This window comes from Flagellimonas marinaquae (assembly GCF_023716465.1).
GTDB lineage: Bacteria > Bacteroidota > Bacteroidia > Flavobacteriales > Flavobacteriaceae > Flagellimonas > Flagellimonas alginolytica.
The window spans coordinates 14,280-27,772 of record NZ_CP092415.1; the positions used below are offsets into that span (position 1 = coordinate 14,280).

The following is a 13,493-nucleotide window of genomic DNA, read 5'->3' on the forward strand; positions in this document are numbered from 1 at the left end:
ATCGAATGCCCAGACATTTACTTGCACTATTGCTCGCCCTGTTTGGGCATTTTTTTGTGCTCCAAGCCCAACAGCGCTACACACTGAGCGGTACAATTTCCGAAGCTACCAGTAACGAGACCCTGATCGGAGTAACCGTGGCCATTTCCGAGCTCAAAACCGGTACGACCACAAACGAATATGGTTTTTATTCCATCACCCTGCCCAAAGGGCAGTACCAGGTAATCGTTAGTTATCTCGGTTTTCAAGAAGTAATAGCGACCATAAATCTCGACCAAAATCGGAAGCAGGACTTTAATCTTTTTGAAAAAGCCGAAGAATTAGAGGAAGTTGTGGTCACGGAAGATGTAGAACGACTGGATATCCGTAAACCACAAATGAGCGTGACCACTTTGGCCGCAAAGACCATAAAGCAAGTGCCCGTGGTACTTGGCGAGGCAGATGTTATAAAATCCTTGGTGTTGTTGCCCGGGGTCACAAATGCCGGTGAAGCCTCTTCCGGATTTAATGTACGCGGTGGGGCCGCCGACCAAAATCTGATTTTATTGGATGAGGCGACCGTTTTTAACTCTTCCCACCTTTTCGGGTTCTTCTCCGTTTTTAATCCGGATGCCATTAAGGATGTCAAGCTTTTTAAAGGAGGAATTCCCGCTAGGTATGGTGGTAGGGTCTCATCCGTACTCGATATTTTTCAGAAAGAGGGTAATAGTAAAGATTTAAAAGTAAACGGAGGTATCGGTGCGGTAGCCAGTCGATTGCTCGTGGAAGGACCCATCCAAAAAGATAGAGCAGCCTTTTTAATTGGCGGTAGAGCTTCGTACGCCCATTTGTTCTTGCCCTTGTTCGACATCAACAGCAAGGCATACTTTTATGATCTGAACGCAAAAATCAATCACAGAATAAACGAAAACAACAACATATTCCTATCCGGGTACTTTGGCCGCGACCTTTTTAATGTAAACGAGCGATTTGTTAATGTCTATGGGAATGCCGTCGGAAATTTACGCTGGAACCATTTGTTCTCCGACAAACTGTTCTCCAATCTTTCTTTGATCTATTCCGATTATTATTATGGTTTAGAGCTTGATTTTGTGGGGTTTGAATGGGATTCGGGCATTCGTAACTTTAACATTAAATATGACCTCAAACACTACTTGAACGACAAGTTTCAATTAAATTATGGTGTGAACGGTATTTACTATGTGTTCAATCCCGGAAAAATTGTACCCAACAGTCCCGACTCAGGCATTCTGGAAGAACAGTTGACCAAAAAATATGCAAATGAAAATGCTGCATATATCGACGTAGAACAAAAAATAACAAACAACCTAAGTATACAATATGGGCTAAGGGCCAGCCAATTCAATCGTTTTGGACAAGATGAATTTTACGTATACGAGAACAACAACCCAGTTGAATTTGACCCTTTTACCCTTACTTACCGTGAAGGGGAGGCAATAGATACGATTAGTCCCGGGCGAGGAGAAAACCTCAAGACCTTTTTTAATCTGGAGCCCAGAATTTCCATGTCCTATTCGTTCAAGGAAAAAAACTCCATTAAAGCAAGTTACACCCGATTGGCCCAGTATCTGCACTTGTTATCCAATACCAACTCCCCTACACCCTTGGATGTTTGGACACCAAGTGGCCCTTTTGTAAAGCCGCAATTGCTGGATCAATACGCCGTGGGATATTTTAGAAATATAAAAAATGGTGAATACAGTTTGGAGACCGAAGCATTTTATAAGGACATCCAAAACAGGATAGATTATATAGATGGAGCCAACCTTATTGCGAACAAGGCTATAGAAAGGGTAATACTGAACGGAGAGGCAAGGGCATACGGATTAGAGGTCCTGTTCCGAAAAAATGAAGGACGGTTCAAGGGTTGGCTGGCCTATACACTCTCCAAATCGGAACAAAGAACCCCTGGCAGGGAGCTAGGGTTCGATTCTGGACGTTCCAATCTGGAGACCGGAATCAATTTTGGGGATTGGTACAATACTCCGTATGACAAAACCCACGACCTTTCCGTTTACGGAAGCTTTGACCTAAACGAAAAATGGAATATCAATGCCAATTTTGTTTATCAAACAGGGCAACCTACCAACTATCCCATTGGTCAGTTCGAGTTTGAAGGTGTAAATGTTCCCTATTACGGTTTGCGCAATAAAGAACGGTTACCGGATTATCATCGATTGGATATTTCCGCCACCCTAACACCCAAACGGAACAGCCGCAAGAAAATACAATCCGAATGGGTATTTAGTATTTATAATGCCTACAGCCGTAAAAATGCGGCATCCATCAATTTTAGGGAAAATGAGGATACTGGACGTAACGAAGCCGTTCGTACCGCTATTTTTGGCATAGTTCCGTCCGTAACCTATAATTTTAAATTCTAGTGATATGAAAAGGATTATAACATACATTTTTATCACTTTAATTATTGGCGCTTGCGAAGACCCCATCGATGTGGATCTACCCGAAGTGGAAGCACGACTGGTAGTTGATGGACTTTTACGTGTTGACAAAAGTGAAGAATTTGTGGACGTAAGGATCACCATGCGCGAAACCAGTCAGTTTTTTGATGAGAACCAACCCACACAAGTGGAAAATGCAGTGATAAGTTATGGGGTTCTAACAGACGAAGGATTATTTGAAACGCTATCTTTTTGCAACCTGACCGAGGAAGCACCGGGTACAGGAGTATATGTTCCAGACCCAAATTTTACAACAGATCAGCGAATTAGGACTGCCTCGGCAGAGCCAGGTGTTGTGTTTATCCTACAGCTTACACACAAGGACAGGAAGTACTTTGCGCAGACGGAATATGCACATACGGTGCCCATAGACAATTTGGAACAGGGTATGGACACATTTATAGATGAAGATGAAACCGAAATAAAGGTAACATTCACCGATGATGGTACTAAGGACAATTACTATGTGTTCGATTTTATGTACAATGAGTTTTTGGTGATCGAAGATGAATTCTTCCAAGGTCAACAATTTGAATTCTCCTATTTCTACGATGATGAAATTTCTGCCGGCGACGAGGTAACCGTGAGTATTCTAGGCTCTACAGAGGAATTCTACAACTACATGGATTTGGTTCTTGAGCAGACCCAGAACGATGGTGGGGTTTTTCAAACTCCGGTGGCAACGGTTCGTGGCAATGTGTTCGATATTACCGGACTGGACAATATCACTATTTTGGATAATGTGGAACGGCCCAACGACTATGCGCTGGGTTTCTTTGCCGTGGCACAGGAATATACTTCGAGCCTTATTGTCCAATAGCATTTTAGAGCAGTACATCGAGGATCAAAATCATTAAAATACCGATTACACCTTGAATGAGTGTACCCAAAGTATGACCTCTCAGGGCTGTTTTTACGTTCATATTGGAAAATTGAGAAACCACCCAAAAATAGCTGTCGTTTATATGCGAAACTGTCATGGCCCCAGCGCCTATGGCCAAAACTGTGAGTGCTTTTTCCGTTATGGAAATCAAACCAAAGGTCTCCAATAAAGGTGCTATAATTGCGGATGTGGTAATTATGGCAACAGTGGACGAGCCCTGGGCTGTTTTGAGCACCGCTGCAATCACAAAAGCTATCAGCAGACCACCAATACCGCTACTGGACTCCAAATTTATGATAGAAGCAATGTCCATAGTCCTTAAAATGGCTCCAAATGCACCTCCGGCCCCAGTAATCAGCACTATGGACCCTGCTTGCCTAAACGCTTCGGGAACCCAATCTTTTTTTTGTTCTGACGAAAATTTACTGCCTAGCGCAAAGGCAAAAATTACCCCGACCAACAATGCAATTACGGGACTCCCTATAAAATCAAAAGTAAAAAACACCCACCCTTCCCCCAACGGTCTTGTTGGGTAGTTCACAATGGAATTCATAGCGATCAAAACAATAGGCACCAATAAAGGCAGGAAAGCTCTATATGGTTTTATAGTAGCGCCAAGCTCGCTTTTTTCCACCACTTGCTCCTTATGCTCCTCCTCGTTCAAAGTTTTTCCTATAAACCGCGCCCAAACGTAACCAGAGATAGAAACAGGGACCGCAACCAAAAGCCCTAGAATTAAAACTGTACCTAAATCAGCTTCTAAAATGGCGGCAGCGGCCAAGGGTCCCGGTGTTGGCGGCACAAATACGTGCGCCGAATACAATCCGGTCGCCAACGCAATGGCAAATACCAAAGCAGGGATACCAGTTTTTTTACTTATGGCCTTGTTCAAAGATGAAAGTATTATGTATCCCGAATCACAATAAACAGGAATGGATATTACGAATCCCGCCAAATTAATTGCCAAAGGAGACCTTTTAAGCCCGATTACTTTTAAAATACTATTGGCCAAAATCTGGGTACTTCCGGTTTTTTCCAAATAAATCCCTATTACGGTTCCAAAAGCGATCACCAAACCTATGCCCGAAAGTGTTTTCCCGAAACCTTCCGCCATGGTCGACATTATTTCTTGAGGTGCGATCCCCAACAAAAAACCAGAGGCCACCGCAGCAATGGTCAAAGAGAAAATTGGGTGCATTTTAAATTTTACGGTGGCAATAATGATAAAAAGGACGACAACTCCGAGAATTAGTAGCTCCATGCTTAATTTATTGGTTCGATATCCTTTAAATATAAGCTAATATTCCTACTTTGGTACCATGAGGCATACGAACAAGGAACTTCTGGTAAAAGGAATAAAATCGTTTGGTTACACTGTACTGGCCATGTTCATGGGACCTGTTTTAATTTATCAGGCCTTTAAGAATGAAGGGCATCCATTCTACTGGCCTGTTTTAATTTTAGGTGCCCTCTTTGCCATTTTGGCCATTTATTTGGGATTTAGATCGGTAGGCATTGTAATGGAAGCCATATTTGGAAAAAAGCCCAAAGATTAATTCTCTGCACTTGGTGGTGTGTTTTTCCATTTATTGGTCAATTGGGCATAATCGTAATCCAAAACTGATTTTTGTCGCTCCAATCGACTGGCAGCAAAAGCCCTTTGCAAAATATCCTCGATTAAATAATCCTCGTGGACAATTTCTGGCCTAAACTCTTCCTTTAAACTGATTTTGAACAAACTTGCTGTGGTATTGTACCAAAAGGCCCGCCAACCGTTACGCAGTTCTTTAACCAAATCAAAGGCTGTTGTCCCGGTTTGACGGTGTATCAACTTTACCAGAATTTGACCTTCGGTCCGGGTCAACTTTTTTAATTCTTCGGAAAATTCCCCTTCTATATATTTTTGGACCTTTCGGGTATAACGTCTTTGGTGTTTCCGTTTTTTGATGTGCTGTAGGCTATCGTTCAACTCCACCAATCGTTCAGCGGCCAATTTAGCGTATGGATACACTTTTAAGGTTTTTCTTCGAAGAATGTAATATCTGAGTTTATCCTTTTGGTCGGCGAATTCCAGTTTACCAAAAATATAAACTTCGTCCAAGGCAATTGAACTCATTAAAATAGAGTCCCCTTCAAATCGGACATAGTAGTCATCAAAAGCATCATTTACCGTGGAATCCAACGGTACCATAAGGGAATCCTTTGCAGGCTCCTGAGCAAACCCAAGAGCCGTAATTGCCATAAAAACAAAAAGTAAGCAGTTACGCAGCATAAGATTTTTTACTCAATAGTCTTGCCAAAAGTAAGGATAAAGGTATGATATGGTTATTAAATAAAAGTGAATATTCTTATTTTTGTAGACTAAATCATATTCATGGCAAAGAATAATATCATCAACGAAAAATCCCTCGAATTTCTAGAAAAATATTTAAACAACGCCTCTCCCACCGGATACGAATGGGAAGGTCAAAAAATCTGGATGGATTACTTAAAACCTTATGTGGACGAGTTTATTACGGACACTTACGGCACTGCCGTTGGGGTAATCAATCCAGATGCCAAATATAGAGTGGTTATAGAAGGACACTCTGATGAAATTTCTTGGTACGTTAATTATATTACTGAGGAAGGTTTGCTCTACGTTATCCGAAATGGAGGAAGCGACCACCAAATAGCACCATCGAAATGGGTGAACATCCACACCAAAAATGGTATTGTAAAAGGTGTTTTTGGATGGCCTGCCATCCACACCAGGAACAAAGCCAAGGAGGAGCCTCCAAAATTGGACAACATTTTTATCGATATAGGTGCCAAGAACAAGGAGGAAGTGGAAAAAATGGGCGTTCATGTTGGTTGCGTGATCACTTACCCGGACCAATTCCATATATTGAACAAGGACAAGTTTGTTTGTAGGGCCTTGGACAACCGTATGGGCGGATTTATGATTGCCGAAGTGGCCCGTTTGCTCAAAGAGAACAAAAAAGAACTTCCTTTTGGATTGTACATTACCAATTCGGTACAAGAGGAAATTGGACTACGTGGTGCAGAAATGATTACACAGACCATAAAACCCAATGTTGCAATCGTTACAGATGTTTGCCACGACACCACTACCCCAATGATCAATAAAAAGACGGAAGGAGAAACAAAGATCGGCGACGGTCCGGTGGTTTCGTATGCTCCAGCGGTACAGAACAAACTTCGTGAGCGTATTTTGGAAACTGCAGAAGCCCATAAAATACCCTTCCAGCGAAATGCCTCTTCCCGCTTTACGGGTACGGATACCGATGCCTTTGCCTACAGCAATGGCGGTGTTGCCTCCGCCTTGATCTCACTTCCGTTGCGCTATATGCACACTACAGTGGAAACGGTACATAAGGACGATGTGGAAAACGTAATCCGCTTGATTTACGAAACATTGTTGAATATAAAAGATGGGGAAACTTTTAGTTATTTTGATTAACTGAACCCCATCCATATTTTCAGCTAATAAAATTCTGTCACCCTGAAACATTTTCGGGGTGACTTTTTTTTATCTTTAGGTAATATGGATGAGCGCATCGACATTTTGGACGAACATGGAAAACCAACGGGGAAATCCTGTTTAAAATCGGAAGCCCATCAAAAAGGGCTTTTGCATCCTACCGTCCATGTTTGGTTATACACTATAGATGGTCGTATTTTGATACAGCAACGGGGGAAAAACAAGGCCACCCATCCTTTACTTTGGGATGTTTCGGTCGCAGGGCATGTTTCCGCTGGCGAGAATGTTGTTGCTGCGGCCATAAGGGAAGTTAGGGAAGAAATAGGCCTGACCATAAACGAAACTGACCTGAAATCCCTGGGAACTTTTAAAGCTGTACATAAAATTTCCGAGGATTTTATCGATGCCGAGCTGCATCACATTTACTTGTGCCAACTCAAATCACCACTGGACCAACTTGTTAAACAAAAAAACGAAGTAGAAAATTTGGCCCTGATACCCCTGTTCAAGTTTGCCGAAGAAACTTGGGGACTGGCCTCCGTGGGTAAATATGTCCCACACGGACCTACCTATTACAAAACCATTGTACAAGAAATAAAAAAAAGAGTCTAGTTTAAAATATCCTTGGCAAACTTCGCCACAGCATCAATAGCATAAGCTTTATGCCCGCCGCTCTTCATTTCTTTAACCACAAAAGCATTTGTGTTCAATTCTTCTTCACCCAAAAGAATTACATATGGCACTCCTCTTTTATCTGCGTATTTAAATTGTTTCTGTACTTTGGTATCCGTAGGGTACAAATCCGCTCGTACGCCATTTCTACGTAGATCCGCCACCAATTGTAGAGCAGCTTGCGCTTCTTTTTTACCAAAGTTGAGGCACAGTACATCCAAAGATGTGTCCAAACTGTCCGGAAACAAGCCCAACTCCTCCATAACCAAATAAATACGGTCCAATCCGAAAGAAATACCAACGCCGCTCACATCTTTTAGTCCAAAAATACCGGTAAGGTCATCGTAACGGCCGCCACCGCCAATGGAACCCATTTTTACCCCTTTCGGCGCTGCAACTTCGAAAATGGCGCCTGTATAATAATTGAGACCACGGGCAAGGGTTACGTCCAACTTAAGCTTGGCCGATTGCAATCCCAGCAGGTCCACCGTTGCAATAATTTCTTCCAGTTCTGACACACCGAGCATGCCAATTTCGGAATCAGCAAGAATGGCTTTTAGCTTTTCCAATTGCTCGGCTGCGGTCCCCGACATATCGAACAAGGGCTGTGCTTTGGCAATAGCAGCTTCGGAAATGCCTTTCTGCAACATCTCCGCCTTTACCTTCTCCTCGCCTATTTTGTCCAATTTATCCAATGCCACCGTAAAGTCGACCAACAAATGTTTGGCCCCAATGATCTCTGCGATTCCGGATAAAATTTTTCTGTTGTTTATTTTGATGGTAGCTCCTTCTAATCCCAAATCCGTAAAAACGGCATCGTAAAGTTGAACAAACTCTACTTCCTGAAGCAGGGAATTGGCCCCAACCACATCGGCATCGCACTGGTAAAACTCACGAAAACGCCCTTTTTGTGGTCGGTCCGCACGCCACACAGGCTGGATTTGATAACGCTTGAAAGGGAAATCTATCTCGTTCTGGTGCATTACCACATACCGGGCAAACGGCACCGTAAGATCGTAGCGGAGTGCTTTTTCCGAGATTTTCGGCGTCAAGGTTGCTGAATTCTTGGAGCTGTAGGTAACATCATCCACTTTGGAGATAAAATCGCCAGAATTCAAGATTTTAAATATCAAACGGTCCCCTTCATCCCCATATTTGCCCATCAAAGTATCATAATTCTCAAAAGATGGGGTCTCTATCGGTTGAAAACCATAGGTTTCGAAATGCTTTTTAATGGTATGGATAATATAGTTGCGCTTGGCCACTTCTGCCGGTGAAAAATCTCTGGTTCCCTTTGGGATGGATGGTTTTTTTGCCATGTGGTATTAAATTCTCGTGCAAATATACGGTGTTAAAAAATTTATTCTTCATTGGAGAATTAGACAAAACTTCAAATTTAAAATCCTTTTCCAAAAACTATATGAATTGAAAATAAGCATCCATCAAATCAAACCACTCATCTATCAATTGACAGATGTAAAATGAGAGAATTTGTTTTCTCTTTGAACCTTTAACTGTTAAACCATACAACATGAAAACTTCAAAAATTTTATTTTTCAGCTGCTTAATTGTCAGCACTTTATTATTTTCTTGCTCTGGCGAAGATGGAGAACAAGGAATTCAAGGTGAAGATGGCGAACAAGGGATCCAAGGTGAAGTAGGACCTCAGGGGGAACAAGGACCTCAGGGGGAACAAGGAGAAAATGGCAATGCCAATGTAACCAAGCTAGAGTTCGATATTACACAAGCTGATGGCGGGGCAATCAGTATTGAAGTTCCTGAATTTACAACCGAGGCATTACAAAATCATGTTTTGTTAGTTTATTTAGAAGTTTCCGAGTTAGAGAAGAGTTCTTTTTACCATTTACCAGGCACAATTATAGGTCTGGATATTAGGCTAGAGTACCAATATACCGAAGGTCTATTTGGATTGATTGCATATAATATAGATGGAACTCCTACCGCTTTTCCAGAATGGGCAGAAAATATATCCGCTATCTTGCACATTGCAATGGTTGAGATCAACTCGGATTCTATGGCCGGTAAAAATTCCGCAACCAATAATTTAAAAAGTGCCGGAATAGATGTTGCCAATTACCACGAAGTAATGGAATTTTATGGATTGGAATAAGTTTTGATTAAACACCAAACTATGCAACCGAAAACAAAGGGCGGCCAAAATTGGCCGCCCTTTGTTACTATATTATATCCCATTCTGGGTTGTTAAAACCAATTCTTATATATGGTTAGGTTTAATCTTTAATAATTAAGTTCCGCTTCGCAATCAATGTTCCCTGATCTGCTCGAACCATTGGTACAGTTCTCCTTTAGTGATTACTGCCCCTTGCTTGATGAGTTCAAATTTATCGACATTCTTATCCTCGCCATAAGCTTTGGAAGCTGACAGGTATTCCACAAAGTCGGATTGGTAATTTCTTTTGAACCAACCAAAACCTACCTCGGTCCGAAGGTCGATTTCGGGATTAAGAATCTTCACAGAAAATAACTTCATTTCCTTATCCGTCAAGTGAAATAAATGCATGTGCCTTTCGGAAATGTTCTCCAAATACTCCACCTTGTTCAGAACACCTTCCCATATTAAATCGCTGAAAACATCAATCTCTTCTTCAGCCACATCGGGTTTCTCCTCTTTAATGGTCTTCCATTCGTCTGCGGTTATGGATTGTGTTGCCAAAAAGTTGATAAATTCCGGGTGCAGTTCTTCCAGTTGTTCCTTAGAAAGTCTTTTATATTTCATGCTGCAAAAATAAAAAAGGCTACGCAATAGCGCAGCCTTTACACTGTATTTCTGCAATAGTTAGTTAAATATATAGCGAACTCCAAATTGAGCCTGCCATCTGGACAACAAGCTTGTATCCGAGCTAAAGGTATCAGTAAAGTTCGTATCAAAAGTATATGTCGGAACATTGTTCTCGTCAACAGTAACTCCCAAAACCTGTTGATTTTGCGGAATTTCAACAATTCCCCAGTCAGAGCTGATCAAGTTTCCAATATTAAGAACATCAACACTTAATTGAATGGTATTTTTGTTGGTAATCTTAATATCTTGGAGAATTTTCATGTCCCATCTACCTCTCCAAGGAGCCAACGCTCCATATCTTTCGGCATATTCCCCTCGATTATCGCTTAAATAATCATCTTGTTGAATAAATTGTTCAAAGGCTTGGGCCTGATCGGCACTGGCAAAGTTCATTTGGCCAATTTCCGATGCAGTGGGTATATATAGAAGATCGTTTATGGCCGAACCATCGTTGTTGATATCTCCTCCATAAATATAGTTGAACCTTCCTCCTTGCGCGTACTCATAAAACGCGGAAATGGTGGTCCCTGTTTTAAAAGCCTTTGAAATAACTCCCACAAATCTATGGGTATCGCCATACCTCGAGTAGGACAATACATCATCATTGGCATTACCGGAAATTGCATTGGCCACAAAAGCATCTCCTGTTATTTCCGCTTCAATGGAATTAACATCCTTTGAATTTAGGTAACTATAGGCCAAACTCGTGTACAAGCCATTATCAAAAGTTTTCTGTGCCTTGAGGACTGCGTTCCAAATTCTACCTTTATCGGAATTGGAGAATACATAAGCATTGTTGATCAAATCACTGTCGGCGTAAACTGGCCTTGTATCCACTCCTTGCAATGTTTCAGATGGTTCCGTCAAGCCCCAGTTTTGTACGTGCGGGCCGTTTACATCTTTGGAATATGAAAGGTCGGCAGTAAGAATCAATCCACTGTCGAATCTATAATCTGCACCCAAGCTAGTTCTCCATACTTGCGGCCATTTAAAATCCGGGTCTACTACTTGATAAAAGAAAACATTTGGATTTGCTATTTGATTGCCCAACCAAACAAAAGGGAAACGTCCTGTAAACACACCAGTTCCTCCTCTTAACTGAAGGGTATTGTCCCCATTTACATCCCAATTAAATCCTAGGCGAGGCGATACCAACCACTGATCCGTGGGCATTTTAGTGGAGTCAAAAAACACGGTCTCCCCATTATTAGGGTTAACATAGGGAATATCGGGAACATAGGCAGGGGCAACATTGATCACATCCTGAGCTTTTCTAGAAGAATCAAAATAAAGAGGACGATCAAAACGCACTCCATAAGTCAATTTAAAATTCTCCGTGGCATTCCATTCATCCTGCAAATAAAAAGCCAATTGCCCCACATTGGTTTCGGCCAGAGCCCATCCATTAAGGTTTCCCTCTCCATTTGCTTCCAAAGAATTGTTCGCTGCTATGGCTGCATTAAATGCACCTTGATAGAAAGCTACGAGATCGGCTTCGTTGGACGGATCTCTAAAATCTGCTATGGAGCCCGTTGGAAAAAAGACACCTTGAGCACCATAGGCGCCTAAATTAAATGAGTTATCGAACTCGAACCTTTCAAAGGAAAATCCGATTGTAAAGGTATGATCCCCTTCAAAAAAGTTGAGGTTGTTGGTAAGCTGAAACACCTTTTGATCCAAACGGTTATTAATGGAAAAAGGTTCATGACCTGCAATGATATAGTTAGAACTCCCATTTTCATCCAATAGTGTAATGGTTGGTGCCGGTGTGGATTTTGGATTTCGGAAATCATCAAAATGGGTGTATCCCACCTGTAATTTATTGATTGCTTGATCGGATAATGTAGAATTTAACTCCAGTTGAACCGAACGAATTTTATTATTGATTTCATAACCAGCATTTTCAAATTGCAATGTGGTTAGATTTGGCCCTCTGAACCCCAAAGCGGTCGGATGTGCGGGCTTTTCTTTGGAGGCGTTCAAGAAGTTGTAGATAATTGCCAATCTATTGTTTTCGTTTATGTTCCAATCCAACTTGAATATGCCTTTGGTCGATTCTTGATCAAAATTAAACCCTTCAAAACTTCCTGGATCGTAGAACTGCCCGTCTCCAATGGTTACCTGGCTTAAAATATTGGAAACCAATTCAAAATCCGAGGCCAACACTCGAGATTCATTTATTCCTCCTGTACCTCTATTTGGAACAAAACCTGCACTTCCCAAATCCGTCCTATCGTCTTTTTCAAAGTTGGCAAAGAAGAATAACTTGTTTTTTACAATGGGGCCACCTATGCTGATTCCGTATTGAGACTGGCTTAGGTCTGCCTTGAACACATCATCGCCCTTTACTTTACCTCCGGTAAGGTCCTCGTTACGGTAGAAACCATAAACGGTTCCATAGAACTCATTTGTACCACTTTTGGTTACGGCATTTACGGAGGCTCCCGTAAATCCGGATTGGGTAACATCATACGGAGCAATGCTTACTTGGATTTGGTCTATGGCATCGATGGAAATCGGATTGGCGTCCGTTTGCCCTCCTGGTTGCGCAGCATCCAGCCCAAAGGGGTTATTAAATATGGCCCCATCCAGTGAAAAGTTATTGAATTGATCATTTCTTCCTCCAAACGAACCGGCACTGGCAGTGGGCTCCAATCGGGTAAAATCGTTTGTCGACCTTGAAATTGTAGGCAAACGGGTCAGCTCCCTTCGTCCTACACTGGTTTCTGCACCTGTCCGGTCACTACCAAAGGTACCTCCCCTATCCGATACCACCACCACTTCTTCCAATTGTTGACTATCGGATACCAAATTGACATTAAGGTTGAATGTTTTACCGAGAGATAAAAAAACATCATTTTGCGACTCTGCTTTAAATCCAACATAAGAAATGGAAACCTCATAAGGTCCTCCTACTCTTAAATTAAGGAGGTTAAAGCGTCCTTCCTCGTTGGTTATGGCTCCATAACGTGTGCCAGTCGGTGTGTGCACGGCCACCACATTTGCACCCAATAAGGGCACACCCTGATCATCCGAAACTGTTCCTCGAATATTGGATGTGGTAACCTGTGAAAAAGCAGAAGTGGATACCAATAAAAAAAGCAGTCCAAAGAGTTGAATTTTATTCATAACGAGTTAGTTATTAGTTTG

Annotated in this window: 11 protein-coding genes; 6 read left to right on the plus strand and 5 right to left on the minus strand. The window is 41.9% G+C overall.

Going from position 1 to position 13,493, the window contains the following annotated elements; all coding sequences use genetic code 11:
• Nucleotides 1-5 precede the first annotated feature (5 nt).
• Complete coding sequence (locus MJO53_RS00075; protein ID WP_252079956.1) at nucleotides 6-2,405, plus strand: TonB-dependent receptor; 2,400 nt, start codon at nucleotides 6-8, stop codon at nucleotides 2,403-2,405.
• Nucleotides 2,406-2,409: 4 nt separating this feature from the next.
• Complete coding sequence (locus MJO53_RS00080; RefSeq protein WP_252079957.1) at nucleotides 2,410-3,303, plus strand: DUF4249 family protein; 894 nt, start codon at nucleotides 2,410-2,412, stop codon at nucleotides 3,301-3,303.
• Nucleotides 3,304-3,307: 4 nt separating this feature from the next.
• On the opposite strand, the gene MJO53_RS00085 is transcribed toward MJO53_RS00080, so the two are convergent.
• Complete coding sequence (locus MJO53_RS00085; protein ID WP_252079958.1) at nucleotides 3,308-4,627, minus strand: GntP family permease; 1,320 nt, start codon at nucleotides 4,625-4,627, stop codon at nucleotides 3,308-3,310.
• Nucleotides 4,628-4,685: 58 nt separating this feature from the next.
• Here MJO53_RS00085 and MJO53_RS00090 point away from each other — a divergent pair, with 58 nt between their 5' ends.
• Entirely contained in the window at nucleotides 4,686-4,922 is a 237-nt protein-coding gene (locus tag MJO53_RS00090; RefSeq protein WP_224836665.1) for a DUF6095 family protein, read from the plus strand.
• Here MJO53_RS00090 and MJO53_RS00095 read toward each other — a convergent pair.
• Nucleotides 4,919-5,608, minus strand: a complete 690-nt coding sequence (locus tag MJO53_RS00095; RefSeq protein WP_369884688.1) for a DUF4294 domain-containing protein — start codon at nucleotides 5,606-5,608, stop codon at nucleotides 4,919-4,921. The two genes, MJO53_RS00090 and MJO53_RS00095, sit on opposite strands and share 4 nt — an antisense overlap.
• Nucleotides 5,609-5,740: 132 nt before the next feature.
• Between MJO53_RS00095 and MJO53_RS00100 the strand changes: the two genes are divergently transcribed.
• Together MJO53_RS00100 and MJO53_RS00105 are read left to right on the plus strand one after the other, a co-directional pair.
• On the plus strand, nucleotides 5,741-6,829 hold the full coding sequence (locus tag MJO53_RS00100) for a M42 family metallopeptidase (protein ID WP_252079959.1): 1,089 nt from the start codon (nucleotides 5,741-5,743) through the stop codon (nucleotides 6,827-6,829).
• An 84-nt stretch (nucleotides 6,830-6,913) separates the two neighbouring features.
• On the plus strand, nucleotides 6,914-7,462 hold the full coding sequence (locus tag MJO53_RS00105) for an NUDIX hydrolase (protein WP_252079960.1): 549 nt from the start codon (nucleotides 6,914-6,916) through the stop codon (nucleotides 7,460-7,462).
• Here the strand turns inward: MJO53_RS00105 and hisS are convergent.
• Nucleotides 7,459-8,841 carry a histidine--tRNA ligase gene (hisS, locus tag MJO53_RS00110; RefSeq protein ID WP_252079961.1) on the minus strand — a complete coding sequence of 461 codons (1,383 nt, stop codon included), beginning with the start codon at nucleotides 8,839-8,841 and terminating at the stop codon, nucleotides 7,459-7,461. The genes MJO53_RS00105 and hisS overlap by 4 nt on opposite strands.
• A gap of 212 nt (nucleotides 8,842-9,053) precedes the next feature.
• Here hisS and MJO53_RS00115 point away from each other — a divergent pair, with 212 nt between their 5' ends.
• Nucleotides 9,054-9,653, plus strand: a complete 600-nt coding sequence (locus MJO53_RS00115) for a collagen-like protein (RefSeq protein WP_252081256.1) — start codon at nucleotides 9,054-9,056, stop codon at nucleotides 9,651-9,653.
• 153 nt (nucleotides 9,654-9,806) lie between these two features.
• Here the strand turns inward: MJO53_RS00115 and MJO53_RS00120 are convergent, their stop codons facing one another.
• Both MJO53_RS00120 and MJO53_RS00125 read right to left on the minus strand, forming a co-directional pair.
• Nucleotides 9,807-10,280 carry a DUF6495 family protein gene (locus tag MJO53_RS00120; protein ID WP_252079962.1) on the minus strand — a complete coding sequence of 158 codons (474 nt, stop codon included), beginning with the start codon at nucleotides 10,278-10,280 and terminating at the stop codon, nucleotides 9,807-9,809.
• A gap of 60 nt (nucleotides 10,281-10,340) precedes the next feature.
• Complete coding sequence (locus MJO53_RS00125) at nucleotides 10,341-13,472, minus strand: TonB-dependent receptor (protein ID WP_252079963.1); 3,132 nt, start codon at nucleotides 13,470-13,472, stop codon at nucleotides 10,341-10,343.
• Nucleotides 13,473-13,493: the final 21 nt, after the last annotated feature.

Bases quoted from the DNA above. Each gene is read 5' to 3' on its own strand.
- MJO53_RS00075 (WP_252079956.1), top strand. From the start codon at position 6: ATGCCCAGACATTTACTTGCACTATTGCTCGCCCTGTTTGGGCATTTT.
- MJO53_RS00090 (WP_224836665.1), top strand. From the start codon at position 4,686: ATGAGGCATACGAACAAGGAACTTCTGGTAAAAGGAATAAAATCGTTT.
- MJO53_RS00080 (WP_252079957.1), top strand. From the start codon at position 2,410: ATGAAAAGGATTATAACATACATTTTTATCACTTTAATTATTGGCGCT.
- MJO53_RS00095 (WP_369884688.1), bottom strand. From the start codon at position 5,608: ATGGCAATTACGGCTCTTGGGTTTGCTCAGGAGCCTGCAAAGGATTCC.
- MJO53_RS00125 (WP_252079963.1), bottom strand. From the start codon at position 13,472: ATGAATAAAATTCAACTCTTTGGACTGCTTTTTTTATTGGTATCCACT.
- MJO53_RS00115 (WP_252081256.1), top strand. From the start codon at position 9,054: ATGAAAACTTCAAAAATTTTATTTTTCAGCTGCTTAATTGTCAGCACT.
- MJO53_RS00120 (WP_252079962.1), bottom strand. From the start codon at position 10,280: ATGAAATATAAAAGACTTTCTAAGGAACAACTGGAAGAACTGCACCCG.
- MJO53_RS00100 (WP_252079959.1), top strand. From the start codon at position 5,741: ATGGCAAAGAATAATATCATCAACGAAAAATCCCTCGAATTTCTAGAA.
- MJO53_RS00085 (WP_252079958.1), bottom strand. From the start codon at position 4,627: ATGGAGCTACTAATTCTCGGAGTTGTCGTCCTTTTTATCATTATTGCC.
- MJO53_RS00105 (WP_252079960.1), top strand. From the start codon at position 6,914: ATGGATGAGCGCATCGACATTTTGGACGAACATGGAAAACCAACGGGG.
- hisS (WP_252079961.1), bottom strand. From the start codon at position 8,841: ATGGCAAAAAAACCATCCATCCCAAAGGGAACCAGAGATTTTTCACCG.